14 protein-coding genes are annotated in these 19,542 nt (G+C 69.6%); 4 read left to right on the forward strand and 10 right to left on the reverse strand.

Annotated features, from left to right (window positions below; translation table 11 throughout):
- Positions 1–113: 113 nt before the first annotated feature.
- From allS to ACT53U_RS17195, 6 genes are all read right to left on the reverse strand, one after another.
- A complete protein-coding gene (gene allS, locus ACT53U_RS17170) occupies positions 114–1,061 on the reverse strand; it encodes an HTH-type transcriptional activator AllS (protein ID WP_476157023.1) in 948 nt (315 codons plus the stop codon).
- 130 nt (positions 1,062–1,191) lie between these two features.
- Positions 1,192–2,091, reverse strand: coding sequence for an oxamate carbamoyltransferase subunit AllH family protein (locus tag ACT53U_RS17175; RefSeq protein WP_476157024.1), 900 nt, complete (start codon positions 2,089–2,091; stop codon positions 1,192–1,194).
- Between the two features lie 26 nt (positions 2,092–2,117).
- Positions 2,118–3,104 (reverse strand): carbamate kinase, encoded by a 987-nt coding sequence (locus tag ACT53U_RS17180; protein ID WP_476157025.1) that lies wholly within the window; start codon positions 3,102–3,104, stop codon positions 2,118–2,120.
- A 125-nt stretch (positions 3,105–3,229) separates the two neighbouring features.
- On the reverse strand, positions 3,230–4,486 hold the full coding sequence (locus ACT53U_RS17185) for a YlbE family protein (RefSeq protein ID WP_476157026.1): 1,257 nt from the start codon (positions 4,484–4,486) through the stop codon (positions 3,230–3,232).
- 15 nt (positions 4,487–4,501) lie between these two features.
- A complete protein-coding gene (fdrA, locus tag ACT53U_RS17190) occupies positions 4,502–6,166 on the reverse strand; it encodes an acyl-CoA synthetase FdrA (protein ID WP_476157027.1) in 1,665 nt (554 codons plus the stop codon).
- A 1-nt stretch (position 6,167) separates the two neighbouring features.
- On the reverse strand, positions 6,168–7,454 hold the full coding sequence (locus tag ACT53U_RS17195; RefSeq protein ID WP_476157028.1) for an MFS transporter: 1,287 nt from the start codon (positions 7,452–7,454) through the stop codon (positions 6,168–6,170).
- Positions 7,455–8,421: 967 nt separating this feature from the next.
- Here ACT53U_RS17195 and ACT53U_RS17200 point away from each other — a divergent pair.
- Positions 8,422–9,804 (forward strand): hypothetical protein, encoded by a 1,383-nt coding sequence (locus tag ACT53U_RS17200; RefSeq protein WP_476157029.1) that lies wholly within the window; start codon positions 8,422–8,424, stop codon positions 9,802–9,804.
- A 20-nt stretch (positions 9,805–9,824) separates the two neighbouring features.
- The gene (locus tag ACT53U_RS17205; RefSeq protein ID WP_476157030.1) at positions 9,825–11,048 is read left to right on the forward strand and encodes an amidohydrolase family protein; all 1,224 of its coding nucleotides are present in this window, start codon (positions 9,825–9,827) and stop codon (positions 11,046–11,048) included.
- A 58-nt stretch (positions 11,049–11,106) separates the two neighbouring features.
- Here ACT53U_RS17205 and ACT53U_RS17210 read toward each other — a convergent pair whose 3' ends face one another.
- Positions 11,107–12,993 carry a sensor domain-containing phosphodiesterase gene (locus ACT53U_RS17210; RefSeq protein WP_476157031.1) on the reverse strand — a complete coding sequence of 629 codons (1,887 nt, stop codon included), beginning with the start codon at positions 12,991–12,993 and terminating at the stop codon, positions 11,107–11,109.
- A 346-nt stretch (positions 12,994–13,339) separates the two neighbouring features.
- Here ACT53U_RS17210 and acnA point away from each other — a divergent pair, with 346 nt between their 5' ends.
- Both acnA and fumC read left to right on the forward strand, forming a co-directional pair.
- Positions 13,340–16,063 carry an aconitate hydratase AcnA gene (gene acnA / locus ACT53U_RS17215; RefSeq protein WP_476157032.1) on the forward strand — a complete coding sequence of 908 codons (2,724 nt, stop codon included), beginning with the start codon at positions 13,340–13,342 and terminating at the stop codon, positions 16,061–16,063.
- Positions 16,060–17,457: a class II fumarate hydratase gene (gene fumC / locus ACT53U_RS17220; RefSeq protein ID WP_476157033.1), complete on the forward strand. Its 1,398-nt coding sequence runs from the start codon at positions 16,060–16,062 to the stop codon at positions 17,455–17,457. Before acnA ends, fumC begins: the two co-directional genes overlap by 4 nt.
- A gap of 46 nt (positions 17,458–17,503) precedes the next feature.
- Here the strand turns inward: fumC and ACT53U_RS17225 are convergent, their stop codons facing one another.
- Genes ACT53U_RS17225 through ACT53U_RS17235 form a run of 3 tightly spaced genes read right to left on the reverse strand, consistent with a single transcriptional unit; the run spans position 17,504 to position 19,266 of the window.
- On the reverse strand, positions 17,504–18,337 hold the full coding sequence (locus ACT53U_RS17225; RefSeq protein WP_476157034.1) for an FTR1 family iron permease: 834 nt from the start codon (positions 18,335–18,337) through the stop codon (positions 17,504–17,506).
- 22 nt (positions 18,338–18,359) lie between these two features.
- The gene (locus ACT53U_RS17230) at positions 18,360–18,737 is read right to left on the reverse strand and encodes a cupredoxin domain-containing protein (RefSeq protein WP_476157035.1); all 378 of its coding nucleotides are present in this window, start codon (positions 18,735–18,737) and stop codon (positions 18,360–18,362) included.
- Positions 18,727–19,266, reverse strand: coding sequence for an iron transporter (locus ACT53U_RS17235; RefSeq protein WP_476137282.1), 540 nt, complete (start codon positions 19,264–19,266; stop codon positions 18,727–18,729). Before ACT53U_RS17235 ends, ACT53U_RS17230 begins: the two co-directional genes overlap by 11 nt.
- Positions 19,267–19,542 lie beyond the last annotated feature (276 nt).

Here is a 19,542-nt window from a genome sequence, read left to right on the forward strand (position 1 = left end):
GAAGCGGGATCCGACGGGACCGATCGCGGGCCGGCAAAACCGCGACCGGACCTCCCCCGAAAGGGTCCCGCTTCCCCTTTTTACGACGAGAACGCCCGCGGATCGGTCCGATCTCAGAGTTCGGTCTCGGGGTCGATCCGGTCGGCGAGGAAGGCGAATTCCTCGGCGTTCGACAGGACGAGGTCGCGCAGGTGGGCGGCGACCCGGCCGTTGTGATTGCGCCGCCAGACGAGCGACAGCGGCGACGGCGATCGGCCCTGCACCACCCGGCGCTCGACGAGACGGCCGGCGCGGATGTGCTCGCGCGCCATGGTCGTCGGCAGGAAGCCGACGCCGGCGCCGGCGACATGGGCGACGATCTTGGTACGCAGATCCGGCACCAGCATCTCCTTCTGGCCGGCGAGCCGCCAGGCGACGCGCTTGACCAGACGTGTCGAGGTGTCCTGCACGTTGACCGCCGGGAAGCGCCGCAGTTCGTCGTTGGAGAGCGGTTCGGGGTGATCGGCGAGCGGATGGTCCGGCGCGACGACGAAGACCCACTCGATCGCCCCGAGCGGATGGGTGTCGAAGTCGTCGTTGATGGTGTGGAAGCCCGGCGCGCCGAGCGCCATGTGAACGCCGTTGTGCAGCAACTCGTCCCAGACCCCCATGTAGACGGCGCTGCGGATCTCGATCTCGGTGTGGGGGAAGGCGCGATTGAGATGGGCGAGGATTCGCGCAGCTGCGTCAGAGTCGTAGAGTAGATTGTTCACGACCAGGATGAAGCGCGGTTCGACGTTCTCGCCGACCTGCCGGAGCTCGTCGGGCAGGCCCTGCAGCCATTCGAAGATCTGGCCCGCCTTGTCGAGCAGCACGTGGCCGGCCGGCGTCAGCGTGACGTTGCGGGTGGTGCGGACGAAGAGCGGCGTGCCGATGCCGTCCTCGAGCGTCTTGATGCGGTAGCTCACCGCCGAGGTGGTGCGATGGAGTTGCTGGGCGGCGGCCGAGAAACTCTTCAGGCGCGCCACCGCGACGAAGGTGCGGACGGCTTCGAGATCGAGATTGGGAATGCGAGGTTCCATCGCGCGGACTCGATTCGATGCGCCTCGGCGGGTGCCGCGGGCGAGGCGAAGGGCGGGCGGCGGTCAGCCTAGCGCGGCTGTGGCGAGCCGGCAAAGCGACCCCGGCGCGCGCGAGACCCGTCGGCCGGTCTCAGGTTGTCGGGCATGGCCCCGCCCCGCGTCCGACGACCGCTGCGGCTGCGGCCACCATGCCGGCGAGCGTGTCCCAGCCCGAGGTGTGACCGATGGTCTCGACCCGGTCGAGGAGATCCTCGGCCACGGCGCCGACGGCGATCCGGTCGAGCACGTCGACGAGCCGCGCCGCCGCCTCGCCCTCGGCGGCGTGGGCGAGATGGGCGGCGGCGATCGTGTTGGTCGCGGTCGCCGCCGAGAGCAGCACGACGCGGGCCGCGGCATCGGCCGCAGCCGGGCGTCCCAATCGCCGCAGGGCGATGAGGAAGCCGGCGAGAAAGTCGTCGCCCGACGGCGTCAAGCCCGGACCGAGGCCGACGAGACGGGTCACGTCCGGTACCGGACCCACTCCGCCCACCCGCGCCCAGGCGACGAGCGCGGCGATCGGCGCGGCCGCCGACGCAAGCATGCGATCGAGCCCATCTGTCGAGGGCACCGTGCCGCGACAGAGGTCGGCGACGAGGACGCCGAGGCCGGCGGGTGTGCGATCGGCGACCGCCTCGGCCAACCGGTCGAGACCGCGGGCGAGCGTTTCGGCCGAGAAGGACGGCGGCGACGGCGCCCTCCAGGGCACGAGACCCGTGACGTCGAAGGCGACGCCGGCGACGTCGAGGACGGCGCCCCGCACCGCGCCCGTATCGCCGATCGCGATGCCGTCGGTCGCTTCGCTCTCCCCCTCGACATCGACGAGGAGATGGATCGGGCCGGGGCCGAAGTCGGTGGGGCCGACGCAGACGAGGCCGCCGCCGATGTCGAGGTAGAAGCTGCGGGCGAAGACCGCCACGACCCGCCCTCGCCCGCCCCGTTCGAGGAGGCGGGCGGCGGCAGCGCCGATCGTCGTCGCGGGTCTCGTCGTCATCGCCTGCGTCCCCTCCCCGGTGTCGTTCACACCGCCGCGCGGTGCGGGGCCACGACCGCGTCGGCGACGATGTGCGTTCCGGTCTCACCGCGCAACATCGGCACGGCATCCTCGAGGCGACCGATCAGCACGCGCCGGCCGCCACCTTCGAGGAACTGGATCGCCGCGTCGATCTTCGGGCCCATGCTGCCGGGCGGGAACTGGCCGTCGTCGCGGTGGCGCCGGATCTCGGAGAGGCTCACCCGTTCGAGCGGCCGCTGGGTCGGCTTGCCGTAGTCGACGGCGACGCGCGGCACCGAGGTGAGGATCATCAGATCCTCGATGCCGAGGAGATTGGCCATCAGCGCCGAGGTGCGGTCCTTGTCGATCACCGCCTCGACGCCGTGGCGGCAGCCCAGCTCGTCGCGCACCACCGGGATGCCGCCGCCGCCACCGGCGATGACGACCGCGCCGGAGGCGGCGGCGGTGTCGATCAGCGCCGTCTCGACGATGTGGACGGGCATCGGCGAGGGCACGACGCAGCGCCAGCCGCGTCCCGAGTCCTCGCGCATCTCCCAGCCGAGTTCCTCGCGCAGTGCCTTGGCCTCGGCCTCGCTGTAGAAATAGCCGATCGGCTTGGTCGGGTTCTCGAAGGCCGGGTCGGCGGGGTCGACCTCGACCTGGGTCAGCATGCAGACCACCTCGCGGCGATTGCCGGCGGCGCGCAGCGTGTTCTCGAGCGCCTGCAGCAGCACGTAGGCGACGCCGCCCTGGCTGTGGGCGACGAGGATGTCGAGCGACATCGGCGCCACACGGTGACGCGCCAGCACGTTGCGCATCAGGATCTTGCCGACCACCGGGCCGTTGCCGTGGGTGATGACGAGCTGTGTGTCGAGTTCCATCAGCGGCAGCAGGGCTGCGCCGAGACGGGCGGCGACTTCGGCCTGTTCGGCGGGGGTGCCGCGGATGCCCTCGGGGTGGATGGCGTTGCCGCCGATGGCGATCAGCAGGCGGGCGGGGATGTCCTCGGTCATGTCGACCTCCCGGGTGTGGTCGTCTCGTTGGTTTTCGAAAACAAGAGGCCGTCCGTCGGCCGCGGGCGGCCGACGGGGCTCGGTTCCGGTGGGGCGCGGGTCAGACGCCCCCTCGTCGCCTCGGGTCAGGCCGCCGCGGCGCGGGCGGCGGCGAGGGCTTCCAGCGCCTGTTCGAAACAGGCGAGCGGCGGCCGTACGGTGCCGGCGCCGACCTGGCCGATGCCGGGCAGGCGATGGGCGATGCCGGTGTTGATCACCGGCGTGATGCCGGTCTCGACGACGCGGCGCACGTCGAGGCCGACGCAGGCGCCCTGGAAGTCCCAGGTCGGGATCTGCAGGGTCGGGTTGGTCTCGACGTAGATCTCGCGCATCTCCTCGGAGATCTCGAGCGCGTCGGCGAAGCCGCCTGAGCCGACGAAGCGGGTGACGCCCGGTGCCGCGATCATCGCCGCACCGCCGATGCCGAAGGTCTCGGTGATGGCGCTGTCGCCGATGTCGGGATTGGCGTCGGCCTGCGAATAGCCGGTGAAGAACAGGCCGACCGGCGTGTTGACCGGGGCGGTGAACCAGCGGTTCCCCAGACCGGCGACGCGGATGCCGAAGTCGCGGCCGTTGCGGGTCATGGCGGTGACGATCGAGCCGGCGCCGACGGCGTGGCCGGCGTCCATGACGCACTTGCAGTGCGCCATCGCCACGTTGAGGAAGAACTGGTCGGTGCGTTCGAGGAAGCGCAGCACCGCTTCGTTGTCGGCGACCGAGGCCTCACCGGCGGCGATGTCGGCGGCGAGCGCCTTGAGCAGCAGCGCGGAGGCCGCGATGTTGCGCTGGTGGAACTCGTCGCCCATGGTGATCGCCTGGGCCATCAGGGCGGTCAGGTCGATGCCGCCCTTGCGCTTCAGCGCCGCCGAGAGCACCGGGGCGAGCACGTCGCGCATCCAGGCGAGCCGGGTCTGCACCTCGCCCTCGAAGGCGCCGAAGCGCATCACCTTGCCGATGCCTTCGTTGAGGTTGCAGTAGGCGACGTTGCCCTGCTCGGCGTTCTCGACGACGAGCACCGGCATGTTGGCCGAAGTGATGCCGCCCATCGGGCCGACGGCGGAATTGTCGTGGCAGGGGACGAAGCGGATCTTCGCGGCGGCGAAGGCCTCGGCCTCCTCCACGGTCTTCGCCCAGCCCTCGAACAGGCAGGCGCCGAGCACCGCACCCTTCATCGGGCCGGTCATGGCCGCCCATTCGATCGGCGGGCCGGCATGCATCAGCACCGCACCTTCGGCGAGGGCCGGGATGCAGGCCCCGGCGGGCCGGACGTCGACGAGGCGGGGACGGGCGCGGCGGATCTCGGCGATCACGGCCGCATTGGCTTCGTTGATGGTCGCATACATGTCGATACTCCGAATTCAGACGAGGGAGGCGGCCAGGCGGCGCAGCCGTTCGGCACCTTCCGGCGCCGGTTCCCATTGCAGGTGGACGGTGGCGACGCCGCCCGCGGCGAGGTCGTCGGCGAAGCCGCGCAGACCGATGTTGACGACCGCGGCGGGCTCGCCGAGCAGTGCGGGCGGCGTTCCCGGGGCGGCCCCGGAGGGCGTCAGGAGCCGGAGGGCGAGGAGGACCGCCGCCCGCACGCTGCCGGCGATCAGGATGCCGGCATCTTCGAGTTTCTGGGACTGGACCGCGAGATCCTGCGGATCGTCGGGAACGCCGGTCAGGGTGGCGACGACCGTGATCGGCGAGGCATCGCCGCGGGCGGCGCGCATCGCCTCGACGGCGCCGGCGAATTCGCCGGCCGGATCGAGGTGACTGCCGAAGCCGAGCACCACGTCGACCAGCAGCACGCCGGCGTCCGCGTCCTTCGCCAGGGCGACGACGAGCTCGTTGCGGGCGAAGGGGTCGATCATCGGGTGGGGACGGCCACGGGTGTAGACGTCGTCACCGAGGTCGACGATGCGATGATGCTCGGTGCGCAGCATGAAGCCTTCGGCATGGGCCGCGTCGGGGACGAGATCCAGCGCCTCGGCGAGCAGTCCCGCCGCCTCGCCGGCGAGCGTGCCGCCGGTGTAGAGGCCGCGGATTCCGCGCGCCGTCGGCCGCGGCAGGTCGCGGGCGAGCGCGTCGATCTCGACGAGTTCGACCGCCAGCGCCGCCGCCTCGTCGAGGGTGCGGGCGAGGTGGACGTCGCCGAAGTCGCGACGGCCGGGACGATCGCCGAGGAAGAGGGCGACGACCGGCTTGCCGAGCTTCGCCATCCGGTCGAGCAGCTTCGCCCGGACGGCCGCCGCCGGCGGCTTGGAGACGAAGGCGACGACGCGGGTCGCCGGATCGGCGGCGACGAGATCGAGCGCGGTCTCGGCGGAGATGCCGCCGATCGTCTCGGAGAGGTCGCGACCGCCCAGGCCGAGGGCATGGGTGATGCCGTGACCGCGCCGGGCGATCTGGCAGGTCAGTTCCTGGATGCCGGTGCCGGAGGCGCCGACCACGGCGATCGGACCGGCGGGTACCCGGTTGGCGAAGGCGAGCGGGGCGCCGCCGACGATCGCCGTGCCGCAGTCCGGCCCCATGACGAGGAGGCCGCGGTCGCGGGCGAAGGTCTTGAGGTCGCGTTCCTGATCGATCCCGACGTTGTCGGAGAAGATCATGACGTTGAGCCCGCCCTCCAGCGCCTCGCGGGCGAGCCCCGCAGCATACTGGCCGGCGACCGAGACGAGGGCGATGTTCGCCTTCGGGTTCATCTCCCGGGCCCGCCGCCAGGAGCGGGCGACCGGGTAGTGCGCCTTGCCGGAGCCCTTGGCGAGCTCGGCCAGACGTTCGCCGATGCGGGTGGCGATCGCGTCGGCGACGGCCGGGTCGGCGTTCTCGGCATCGACGACGATGCAGAGGTCGTTGGGGGTGGCCTCCGCGAGGAGGTCGTGCCAGAGGCCGGTCTCGCGGAAGACGTCCTTGTTGGCCGGGGTTCCCATCATCACCGAGACGCGTGTCACCTCGGGGAGAGCGGAGAGATCCCGCGACAGAACCATCAGGGTGACGGAGTCCTGGAAATTGCCTTTGATCAGACGAGCGTGGAGCATCTCAGGCAGCCTTCTCGGTCGCGTTGGCGCGGGTGTCGTCGAGGAACATCATGCCGACCATGCCGACGATCAGGATCGCGGCGGAGATGTAGAAGTTGGCGGCGAGGCTCCCGGTGGCGTCGGCGATCATGCCGGCGATGACGGGGGCGACGATCGACGAGGACATGCCGACGAAGTTGAAGATGCCGAAGGCGGTGCCGTAGGAGTCCTTCGAGGCGTTGTCGGCGACGGCGGCGACCAGCACCGGATCGAGGGCCAGCTTGCCGAAGAAGCCGTAGACGCAGATCGCGGCGATCACCTGGTTCACGTCGTGGAGGAAGGCGATCGAGATCAGGCTGAGGGCGGCGATCGGCACCAGCACCATGACCAGCGGACGGCGCTTGCCGAGCCTGTCGGAGATGCGGGCGAAGAGCAGGCCGCCGGGGATCGACACCCACGCCACCAGCGACGAGATGTTGCCGATGTCCTTCACCGGGATGCCGCGCTCGGTCTGCAGGTAGTAGGGCAGCCAGGTCAGGATCATGAAGAAGCCGAACAGCGAGCAGAACACCATCAGATAGGTGAGGACGAGGTTCCGGTTGCGGATCAGCGCCATGAAGGACGAACGCTGCGACTGGCCGGAGACCGGGGCGGGACGCGGACGTTCCTTGACCAGCCACCAGATCAGCAGACCGGTGACGATGGTCGGCAGGGCCATGAAGTAGAACGGCGTGCGCCAGCCCATGCCGAGCGTGTAGGCGACCCAGCTCGAGGCCATCAGGCCGAGCGCGATGCCGAAGGCCATGCCGGAATTGATGATGGCGCTGCCGAGCGAGCGGTATTCCTGCGGAATCTGTTCCGAGGAGATGCCGTACTGCGGGCCGTAGTAGGTGCCCTCGCCGGCGCCGGTGACGATACGCGAGGCGAGCAACTGCCAGAAGGTCTTCACCGTGCCGGTGACGGCGGTGAAGATGCCGAACAGGATGAAGCCCGGCACCAGCACCTTCTTGCGGCCGATGCGGTCGCCGAGGATGCCGGCAGGGATCTGCAGGATGGCGTAGGAGAAGAAGAACACGCTGGAGATCAGGCCGAGCTGGGTGCCGCTCAGACCGAACTCGCTCTGGATGTCCTTCATGACGGGGTTGAGGACGGTGCGGTCGGCGTACATGAACACCCAACCGAGCCAGAACAGAAAGACGGTGATCCACCATCCGGGGATGCCGATGCGGTTCTCGGCCGAGGCGGGCGCCGTGGTCTTCGCCGTCTCCGCCACCCGGGCCTCTCCCGATGTCGCGAGCTGACTGGTCATGAGACTGTTCCCTTCACGTGATGCGATGGACCATCGATACGCCCGCCGGGACGCCCGATCTTTCCGAAACTTCGCGACAATCGGTGCCCCGCGCCGGCCTTCGCCGCCCCCGACGGCGGGGGCCGTGCGGCGCGGACATTCGGTCAACACGTTGATCCATCCGGCTTTTTGGCTCGACCCGGCGCGGCCGGCGGCGGTGCCGGACTGTTGAAGGGGCTCGCAGGACGCCTCTTCTCGTCGCGACTTTCGATCAACGATCGACAGACTGTTGAATTCTCTCGAAATCCGCAGATTTACTGACACGATCTCGCAGTCACGACGCGGCATCGCGGCCCTCCGGCATCGTCGAAGCGCGTGAGAGAGGGGCCGAACGGTCGTCTTCGGGCGTCGTCCGGCCTCGTCCGCACCGTCTCGGGCCCGGGAGACGCGCCGCCATTGACGCAATGTTTTCAACAATCGGTTTCGCCCGTGGCGACGCGATCGGCGGAATTTCGCGCATTCCCGCCGCAGATCGCCGTCCGGGAGGGCGGGAGGGCGAAGGCCGCCTGGACGATTTTGCGCACTTGACGTCGAGCGACCTCGAAACGAAAGCTTCCCGTCATCGAAGGCAGACGTCGACCGTCACGAACCCGCTCTCGTCTCGAAGCGTGGAATGGTTCGAAGAAGTCGGAAAGACGTTCTGCGAGAGGAACCGTTCGATACACGCGATATCGCTCGCTTCGGCGACGACGGACAGGCGAAGGCGGCGACGTCGACTTCGGACCTCCGTCGTTCCGACGACGCCCTCGCATGGCCCGACGGCGTGATCCGGTCACGGGAAGACCCGACGCGCCGCGACGGGCCGGACCGGCGAACCGTTCCTCGACGTCCACGACGGGCCGGCCGGCATCGCCGCGGCCCCGCCACTCCATCGAGCGCGCCGCGACTCCGTCGCCGCCGCGCCGGAACGACGAACGGGGGAAGAACCATGTCCAATCCGTCGACACCAGCCGCGACCGGGCCCGCGCCCGACGGGTCGCGGCGCGCCACGATCGTCATGCTCGGCGCCGTCGCCGTCTCGCTGGCGCTCGCCGTCCTCGCCCGTTCGGCGCCGGGAACCGCCGCCGCCGCGGCGATCGGCGTGCTGCCGATCGTGCTCATCCTCGGGCTGCTCTTCGCCCAGGTGAACATGCTGATCGCGGCGCTGGCCGGCGGCATCATGGCGATGATCATCGGCGACATCGGGCTGGCCGAGGCCAACAAGGGCCTCGGCGAGGCCGTGCCGAAGATGCTGTCGATCACCGTGCCGATCCTCAACTCGGCGATCGCCATGGCGGTGTTCAAGGCCGGCGGCTACGCCTCGGCGCTGACGCTGGTCCGCCGCAACATCGGCGAACGGGTCGAATACGTCGGCGCCTTCATCGTGCTGCTGCAGGCCGCCGCCACCTACATGTCGGGCATCGGCGGCGGATCGGCCATGGTCATCGCACCGCTCGCCTTCGCCGCCGTCGGCGCCATCCCGGCGGTGATCGCCGGCATGTCGATCGCCGCCGCCGCCTGCTTCACCACCTCGCCGGCCTCGCTCGAGTCGTCGGTCGTGTCGAAACTGACCGGCGTTCCGGTCGCCGACTACGTGGCGATGATGCAGCCCTACACCGCGCTCTTCGTGATCGTCGCGGTCGCCATCGCCTTCGTCGGCACCAAGCGGGCGAAGACCCTGTTCCACGGCGAGATCCCGGCAGAATTCCGCGACATGTCGAACGCCGAACTGTGGAAGCGCACCATTCCGGCCGCCTTCCTGATGTTCGCGGTGATCGCCGGCCCCTTCGTCAACGCCGCCGTCGGCGTGCCGGTCCTCGGTCCGGTCGCCTATGCCATCGTCACGCTGGCGCTGGTGTGGCTGTGCAGCGACTTCTCGGCCAACCAGTCGGTCGACGCGATGATCGACGGCTCGTCCTACATCCTCACCCGTCTGCTGCAGGTCGGCCTGTTCCTGGTCTTCATCGGCATGATCGAGAAGATCGGCGCCTTCGCCACCATCGCCGGCCTGGTCAAGATGGCACCGCCCTCGCTGGTGGTTCCCGCCGCCGTCGTCGCCGGCTTCGCCATCGGCTTCCCGGCAGGCGCCTATGTCGGCTCGATCCTGACGCTGGTGCTGCCGATCGCCGTGGCGCTGGGCTTCTCGCCGCTCGCCGTCGGCTTCGTCACCATCGGCGTCGGCTTCGGCAGCCAGGTGTCGCTGGTCAACATCACCATGCAGGCGCTCAGTGCCGGCTTCCGCATCCCGGTGCTCCAGGTCTCCAAGGGCAACGCGCCCTACGTCCTGAGCTGCGTCGTGCTGCTGGTCCTGCTCGCCTTCGTCATGGTCTGATCGCTCGAGGAAACAGAATCATGGATCTGATCTTTCGCAACGTCCGTCTCGACGACCGCGACCCGACCACCGACGTCGGCATCGAAGCGGGGCGCATCGTCGCCGTCGAACCGAAGCTCGCGGCCGAGGCGGCCGAGACGATCGACGGCGCCGGCCGGGTGCTCGTCCCCGGCTTCGTCGAGAGCCATCTCCATCTGGAGAAGGCCTACGTCATGGACCGCAAGCCCAATCGCTCGGGCACTCTGATGGAGGCGATCGCCGTCACCGCGGCCCTGAAGCCGACCTTCACCCGCGAGGACATCGAGGCGCGGTCGCGGCGGGTGCTGAAGCAGCTCGTCGCCTGCGGCACCACCCATGTGCGCGCCCATGCCGAGTTCGACCCGGCGCAGGGCTTCACCGGTTTCGACACGGTGCTGAGCCTGCGCGACGAATATCGCGGCCTGATCGATATCCAGGTCGTCGCCTTCCCGCAGGAGGGCATTCTCAAGGCGCCGGGCACCGACGCCATGATGGTCGAGGCGATGAGGCGCGGCGCCGACGTGGTCGGCGGCATCCCCTACAACGACACCGACGCCGAGGCCCACATCGACTGGGTGTTCCGTCTCGCCCGCGAGTTCGACAGAGACCTCGACTTCCACCAGGACTTCCGCGACGACGGCGACGCCATGTCGATCGAGTATCTGGCGCGCAAGACCATCGCCGAGGGCTGGCAGGGTCGCGTCTCGGTCGGTCATCTGACGGCGCTCGCCGCCGTCTCGCCCGAACGCCGCGGCGAGATCGTCGCACTGCTGAAGGACGCCAGCATCTCGGTGATGGCATTGCCGGCGACCGACATGCACCTCGGCGGGCGCAGGGACGCCTACGACGTCCGGCGCACCATCACGCCGGTCCGGGCGCTGCGCGACGGCGGGGTCAACGTCTGCCTCGCGACCAACAACATCCGCAACGCCTTCACGCCCTACGGCACCGGCGACCTGCTGCAGATCGCGGCGCTCGCCCTGCCCGCCTGCCATCTTGGCGGCGCGGACGATCAGGCGACGGTGCTCGACATGCTGACGGTCAACCCGGCGAAGGCGCTGCGCCTTCCCGACTACGGGCTCGCGGTCGGCGCCCGCGCCGACATGGTGCTGCTCGACACGAGGCGCGTCGCCGACGTGATCCTCGACATCCCAGACCGCAACGTCGTGGTGAAGGGCGGCCGCATCGTCGCCCGCACCGAGCGGCGGGTCGAGACGCTGCTCTGAGGCCGCGCCGCGAGGAGGCCCGCGCCGGGGACACCCCTCGGCGCGGGCCTTCGCGTCGTCACATCGCTTCCCGGCGAACCGACGGGCGATGGAAGGCCGGGGCGATGCCGAAGGTCTCGGCGAAGAGCGTCGCCGGCATCGGCTTGCCGAAGAAGTAGCCCTGCCCCTCTCGGCATCCCTGGTTCAGGAGATCGTCGCGTTCGGCCGCCTCCTCGATGCCTTCGGCGATCGTGTCGAGATCGAAGGCCCGCGCGATGTCGAGGATCGCCCGCACCACCGAGGCGTCCTTGCCGGAGGTCAGCATGCCGGTGACGAAGGACCGGTCGATCTTGATGCGGGTCAGCGGGTAGCTCTTCAGCAGGCTGAGCGAAGCGAAACCGGTTCCGAAGTCGTCGACGGCGAGGCCGACGCCGTGAGCCCGGAGCCGGCTCAACCGATCGAGGACGACGTCGTCGAGGCCGAGGGCGATGTTCTCGGTGATCTCGAGCTCGAGCGCGTCGGCGGGAAGACCGTGACGATCGAGCGCCTCGATCACCTCGGTCGCGAGGTCACCGACACGGAACTGGGCGGCGAACAGATTGACCCCGATGCGGAAGTCCTCCGCGCCGTTGCGACGCCAGAACGCCGCCTGGGCACAGGCCTGGTCGAGGATCCACGATCCGACCGTCGCCGCCAGAGGTCCGCGTTCGAGGGCCGGCAGGAAGGCGGCGGGCGCCAGGAGCCCGCGCTGCGGGTGGAGCCAGCGGATCAGCGCCTCGGCCCCGGTCAAGGCGCCGTCGGTCAGGCGGACCTGCGGCTGATAGAAGAGCAGGAATTCGCCAGCCTTCACCGCCCGGTGGATCTCCATGCCGTAGAGACGGCGGGCCGCGGCTTCCATGCGCAACGCCGGTTCGAAGGCGAAGGACCTGCCGCGCCCGTCGGTCTTGGCCCGGAACAGCGCGAGATCGGCGTTGCCGAGCAGTTCCATCGGGCTCTTGGTATGGAGCGGGGCGAGCGCGACGCCGCAGCTCGCGGCGACGTGGATCTCCTGCCCGTCGATGACGATCGGGCGGGCGACGTCGTCGTTGATCGCGTCGGAGACCGCCATGGCCACCGCGGGTTCGACCACGCCGCGCAGGAGGATCGCGAATTCGTCGCCGCCGATCCGCGCCGCCGTGTCGCCCTCGCCGACGCGGCGTTGGAGCCGCGCGGCCACTTCGCGCAAGATGCCGTCGCCGACGGCGTGTCCGAGCGTGTCGTTGACGTCCTTGAAGCCGTCGAGATCGATCATCACCACCGCGGCGGGCGTCGGCTCCGCCAGCGTCTCCTCGACCAGCCGGAAGAAGCGCCCCCGATTGGCGAGGCCGGTGAGGAGATCGAAGTCGGCGAGCCGGAAGAGTTCAGCGGTGTCGCGGCGACCGGCGGCCACGTCGTCCGGCGGTTCGGCGCGCGCGGCCGATCCGGCGGCGACCTCGATGCGTCGCAGTTCGAGCCTGTCCGACGCCATCAGCGCCAGTTCGCGCAGGCGGTCCGCGTCGTCGCGCGAGAACTCCGGATGGGGCCGGCCATCGATCACGCAGAGCGCGCCGAGTGGCTGGCCGCAGGACGAGACCAGCGGCACGCCGGCGTAGAAGCGCAGCCCGGCCGGGCCGGTGACCAGCGGATTGTCGTGGAAGCGCTCGTCGCGGGTCGCGTCGGGAACGATCATGACGCCCTCGCCCGTGATGGCATGGGCGCAGAACGACACGTCGCGCCGCATGTCGACCTCGCCGATGCCGACGCTGGCGGCGAAGAAGACGTGGTCCGAGCCGATCATGTTCACCGCGGCGACGGGCATGTCGAAGATGCGCGCGGCGATGCGCACGACCGAGTCGAGGCTGGGCAGTGGGCGTTCATCCCCCAGGCCGTATTCCGACAGGGCCTTCAGTCTTTCCGTCTCGGTCGGCAAGATCGGGGGACACTTCATGAATTTCCCTCCCCAAGGCGTCACGAAGGAAGCTCCGGCAACCGGGAATCGAGACATCGACGTATCATATCAAATCCTGATCGATACTCCTTTCCAGAAGATCAACGGTCACACTCGCCATCGACGGCGAAAAACATCACTGCGATCAGTCGAACGAGTGGCCGGCTGACATTTCTACAGAACGCACTCGACAAAATCACCTTACGTAACTGTTGATCGCGATCGTCGATCGTTCGCCGGCACCACACCTCGGACGACACGAGAACGTGAAGCGGCCTGCGATCCTCGTCCGCGCGCCCCATATGTGCAGAGAAACGCCGCACTCCCCCCTCCCCGGAGACCGGACATGACCGCTTCCCATCCCGACACGTTCTCCGCCCGCCGTTCCATCGAGATCGGCGGACGATCCTTCGTCTGCTTCGATCTCGCCGCCGCCGAGGCCAACGGGCTCTCGGGGCTGTCGCGCCTGCCCTTCTCGCTCAAGGTGTTGGCGGAGAACCTGCTCCGCCACGAGGACGGCCGCACGGTGACGGCCGACGATCTCCGAGCGCTCGCCGCCTGGGGCGAGACGCGGGGACGGGCCGAGCGCGAGATCGCCTATCGCCCCGCCCGCGTGCTGATGCAGGACTTCACCGGCGTTCCCGCCGTGGTCGATCTCGCGGCGATGCGCGACGCCGTGGTGGCGCTCGGCGGGTCGCCCGATCAGATCAATCCGTTGATTCCGGTCGATCTCGTCGTCGACCATTCGGTCGTCGTCGACTTCTTCGGCAACGCGTCGGCGCTCTCGCGCAACGTGGCACGCGAATACGAGCAGAACCAGGAGCGCTACACCTTCCTCAAATGGGGGCAGAAGGCGTTCCGTGACTTCCGCGTGGTGCCGCCGGGCACCGGCATCTGCCATCAGGTCAATCTCGAGTATCTCGCCCGCGTGGTGTGGACGCGCGAGGGCGCCGACGGCACGACGGTCGCCTACCCCGACACCTGCGTCGGCACCGACAGCCACACCACCATGGTCGGCGGTCTCGGCGTGCTCGGCTGGGGCGTCGGCGGCATCGAGGCGGAAGCGGCGATGCTCGGCCAGCCGGTGTCGATGCTGATCCCGGAGGTGATCGGCTTCCGCCTGACCGGACGGCTGCGCGAGGGCGTGACCTCGACCGACCTCGTCCTCACCGTCACGCAGATGCTGCGCAAGAAGGGCGTCGTCGGCAAGTTCGTCGAGTTCTTCGGCCCCGGCCTCTCGGGACTCGGTCTCGCCGACCGCGCCACGATCGGCAACATGGCGCCGGAATACGGTGCGACCTGCGGCTTCTTCCCCGTCGACGCCGTCACGCTCGCCTATCTCCGCCTCTCCGGCCGCTCCGACGAGCAGGTGGCGCTGGTCGAGGCCTACACCAAGGCGCAAGGCCTCTTCCGCGACGAGACGACCGCCGATCCGCTCTTCACCGACGTGCTCGAACTCGATCTGACGGAGGTCGAGCCCTCGCTCGCCGGTCCGAAGCGGCCGGAGGGGCGCGTGGCGCTCGGTTCGGTGCCGGCGGTCTTCGACGCGGCGCTGGCGGGCGACTACCGCAAGCCCGGCGAGGCCGGGAAGCGCTGGAAGGTCGAGGGCACCGACTTCGACCTCGGCCACGGCGACGTCGTCATCGCGGCGATCACCTCCTGCACCAACACCTCCAACCCCTCGGTACTGGTCGCCGCCGGTCTCCTCGCCCGCAAGGCGCGCGAACGGGGGCTGCGGACCAAGCCGTGGGTGAAGACCTCGCTGGCGCCGGGCAGCCAGGTGGTCGCGGCCTATCTGAAGGCCTCCGGCCTGCAGGACGATCTCGACGCCCTCGGCTTCCAGATCGTCGGCTTCGGCTGCACCACCTGCATCGGCAATTCCGGGCCGCTCGACCCGACGATCTCGCGGACGATCGCCGAGCACGGCATCGTCGCTTCGGCCGTGCTCTCCGGCAACCGCAACTTCGAGGGCCGCATCTCGCCCGACGTGCAGGCGAACTGGCTCGGCTCGCCGCCGCTGGTCGTCGCCCATGCGCTCGCCGGCTCGACCCGCGTCGACCTCACCCGCGAACCGCTGGGCATCGGGTCGGACGGCAGGCCGGTGTTCCTCGCCGACGTCTGGCCGTCGTCGGCCGAGATCGACGCGGTGATCGCCCGACACGTCACCGGCGCCCTCTTCCGCGAGAAATACGCCGAGGTCTTCACCGGCGACGCCCGCTGGCAGGCGGTCGAGGTGACCGGCGGCGAGACCTATGCCTGGGACGACGCCTCGACCTACGTGCGCAATCCGCCCTATTTCGAAGGGATGACGCGGGCGCTGCCGACGATCTCGGACGTGAAGGGCGCGCGCATCCTCGCGCTGCTCGGCGACAAGATCACCACCGACCACATCTCGCCGGCCGGCTCGATCAAGACCGCCTCGCCGGCCGGGCAGTATCTCCTCGCCCACGGCGTCGAGCCGAAGGACTTCAACCAGTACGGCACCCGGCGCGGCAATCACGAGGTGATGATCCGCGGCACCTTCGCCAACATCCGCATCAAGAACGCCATGGTTCGCGACGAGACCGGCGCGATCGTCGAGGGCGGCTTCACCGTCCACCATCCCTCCGGCGAGAGAGCCGCGATCTACGATGTCGCCCGGCGCTATGCCGCCGAGGGCGTGCCGCTCGTCGTCTTCGCCGGCGTCGAATACGGCAACGGTTCGTCGCGCGACTGGGCGGCCAAGGGCACGCGGCTGCTCGGCGTCAGGGCCGTGGTGGCGCGGTCCTACGAGCGCATCCACCGCTCCAACCTCGTCGGCATGGGCGTGCTGCCGCTGCAGTTCGAGGACGGCACCGGTTGGGAGAGCCTCGGCCTGACCGGCGCGGAGACGGTGTCGATCGGCGGGCTCGACGCGCTGGCGCCGCGGGCGATGCTGACGCTCGACATCGAACGGGCGGACGGCTCGCGCCTCGCCGTGCCGGTCATCGTGCGCATCGATACCGCCGACGAGCTCGACTACTACGCCAACGGCGGCATCCTGCCGACGGTGCTGCGGCATCTGGCCGACGCGCGGGGAGGTGCCCGATGACCGATGCGCGAGACACCGCTCATCGGCTCGAACGCGACACGTTCGGCGAGATCGCCGTTCCCGCCGACCGGCTGTGGGGGGCGCAGACGCAGCGGTCGCTCGCCCATTTCGCCATCGGCGAGGACCGCATGCCGCGGCGCATCGTCCATGCCCTTTCGCTGATCAAGAAGATCGCGGCGGGCGTCAACGTCGCACTCGCCGGGCTCGACGCGGCCAAGGCGGATGCCATCGGCCGGGCAGCGGACGAGGTCGTCGCCGGCCGCCACGACGGCGAGTTCCCGCTCGTCGTCTGGCAGACCGGATCGGGTACGCAGTCGAACATGAACGTCAACGAGGTGCTGGCCAACCGCGCCTCGCAGCTCCTCGGCGGGCCGATCGGCGAGGGTCGTCTCGTCCATCCCAACGACGACGTCAATCGCTCGCAGTCCTCCAACGACGTCTTTCCGACCGCCATGAACGTGGCGATCGCCCGGGCGCTGGTCGCGGATCTGCTGCCGTCGCTGCGGCGGCTGCGCGCCACTCTGGAGGGCAAGGCCGAGGCCTTCGCCGACATCGTCAAGATCGGCCGCACCCACCTCCAGGACGCGACGCCGCTCACGCTCGGGCAGGAGATCTCGGGCTGGGCGGCGCAGCTCGCCCATGCCGAGACCCATGTCGCGGCGAGCCTGCCGCATCTCCTGGAACTGGCGATCGGCGGCACCGCGGTGGGCACCGGGCTCAACGCGCCGAAGGGCTTCGGCGAGCGGGTGGCGGCCGGGCTCGCCGAGGCGACGGGCCTCGCCTTCGTCGTCGCCCCCAACCGTTTCGAGGCGCTGGCCGCCCACGACGCGATCGTCCATGCCCACGGCGCGCTGAAGGGACTGGCGGCGAGCCTGTTCAAGATCGCCGAGGACGTGCGCCGCCTCGCCTCGGGGCCGCGCTCGGGGCTCGGCGAGATCACCATTCCGGAGAACGAGCCGGGCTCGTCGATCATGCCGGGCAAGGTCAATCCGACCCAGTGCGAGGCGCTGACCATGGTCTGCGTCCAGGTCTTCGGCCACGACGCGGCGATCGGCTTCGCCGGCGCGTCGGGGGCCTTCGAGCTCAACGTCTTCAAGCCGGTGATCGGCTTCGACATGCTGACGTCGATCCGCCTGCTCGCCGACGCCATGACCTCGTTCGATACCCACTGCGCTCGCGGCATAGAGCCGGATCGGGCGCGGATCGCCGATCTCGTCGAGCGCTCGCTGATGCTGGTCACCGCGCTCGCCCCCCACATCGGCTACGACGCGGCGGCGGCGATCGCCAAGGCGGCCCATCGCAACGGCACGACGCTCCGCCAGGAGGCGCTCGCCTCCGGCAAGGTCTCGGCCGAGGACTTCGATCGCTGGGTAGTGCCGTCGGCGATGGTGTGAGAGACGACAGTGGGCCCGCGCCGAGGGCGCGGGCCCGCGAGAGCCGTCAGGCGGCGGAGACCGGCGCCGGCCGCGCCGGGCGCATGAGGATCGCCACGCCGCCCCAGTAGACGAGGAAGGCCACGAGCTCGGTCAGGTTGGGCCGCGCCCGGTAGCCGGTCAGGTTGGCGAGGAAGCCGCCGAAGGCGTTGCCGTCGGGCAGGATCGCCGACGTGTCCCACAGGCGTCCGGTGAGCTTGGGCAACAGGTCGAGTTCGATCAGGCCGTCGATGCCGGTCATCAGCAGGGCGCAGGCGAGCAGCAGCAGCATCACCTCGGTCGCGCGGAAGAACACCCCCCAGGAGAGGCGCCGCGCACCGATCTGGAGCGCCATGTAGGTCGCCAGCGCGCCGATCAGACCGAGCACGGCGGCACCCGCCGCGGTCAGGCGGACGTCGCCCGACCCGGCGGTCAGGACGCCGTAGAGGAAGACGACGGTCTCCGAGCCCTCGCGGGCGAGCGCGATCGCGGCCAGCGTGAAGACGCCCCACCAGTTCTCGCGCGCCACCGCCTCGCCGAGCGCGCCTTCGAGATCACGCTTCATCGAGCGCCCGTGCCGGCGCATCCACAGGATCATCTGCACGATCAGCACGGCGGCGACGAGCACCATGCCGGTGCGGAACGCCTCCTGCGTCGTGTCGGAGAGCGTGTCGGCGAGCGCCACCAGCGCCCAGCCGAAGAGGCCCGCGACCACGAGGCCGGCGGCGACGCCGCCCCACAGGAAGAGGCGCGCGCGCGGAGCGCCGGCGGCGTTGGCGGTGAGCCAGGCGTTCAGGATGCCGACGACGAGAAGCGCCTCGACGCTCTCCCGCCACACCACGAAGACGACGTTGCCGTACATGGCGAGGTAATCCCTCTCCTGCTCACTTGGCGATCAGCACCGCTGGCGGTGCGTCGGGGTGGAAGTCGTCGAAGAAGGAATATTCGCCGGGCTCCAGCCCCTTGATGATCATCGACGTGGTGACGCCGGGGGCGATGACCTTCTCCTTGCGCAGGGGAAGGCTCTCGAACTCGGCCGGGGTCTTGCCGTCGTTGACCAGCTCGAGTTCGAACCGCGTGTCGGCCGGAACCTCGAGGCGCGAGGGCGTCATCTTTCCGTCCTCGAAGACGATCCGGAACACCGGATCGCCGGCGCGTGCCGGGCCGACCGCGACGATCGCGGCGGCGAGCAGCACGAACCCCGCGCCGAGAAGGCGCAGGGTCGCGATACGGCGGGTGAGGATCGTGCGTTCAGTAGCCACCCTTCTTCCCCGTGCCGGTGTAGACGAAGTCGTACTTGAGCTCGAAGGGCGAGAACCACGGGCCGACGCCGGTCTCCTTGTCGACGTGGCGACCGAAGTGGGCGTGCGGGTTGGCGGCCGGCGAGGCGACCTTCAGCGTCAGCTCGTACTTGCCGTTGCCGGCGAGCTTGACGTTGTCGCCGTAGTGCGGGCCGTCGTTGGCGACCATCGGCATGAACGGGCCCTTGGCCACTTCCTTGCCGTCCTTGGTCAGCACGAACTCGATCGACAGATAGGGAACCCAGTCGCCCTTGGCGAAGCCGTTCTTGTTGTCCTTGGTCGCCTTGATGTCGGCTTCCAGATGGACGTCGCTGTCGGCGGCGGCGCGCATCATGCCGGCGGGCTCCATCTCGATCGGCTGGAGATAGACCGCGGCGACCTCGAGGCCGGCCTGGGTCTGCGGCTTGCCGATCGGATATTCCTTGGCGGCGGCGGTCAGGGTCGTGCCGGCCAGCAGGGCAAGGGCGACGATCGGGAGCTTGAACGACATGGGGACTGTCTCCTGTTTCGCTAATGCAATTCGTTCGCAATAACAAAAAGCATCGCGACGCCCGCGTCAATCGACGAATCTCGCCGTCCGCATTTTTGCTGAGAGGGGAGTGGCGGGCGTGGGTGTGGCGAGACGGCGGCTGCGTGGGGGCGATGGCCCCCGGCGGCGTTGGGGGATGAAGGATCGGCCACGGTGGCGCCGAGGGCGAACGCCGGATTCGTCGGCGTGGGACGTCCGCACGCTTCCGAAGAGAGGTGGCCTCGACGCAGTGCGCGA

The organism is Pinisolibacter sp. DMC19, assembly GCF_056313985.1.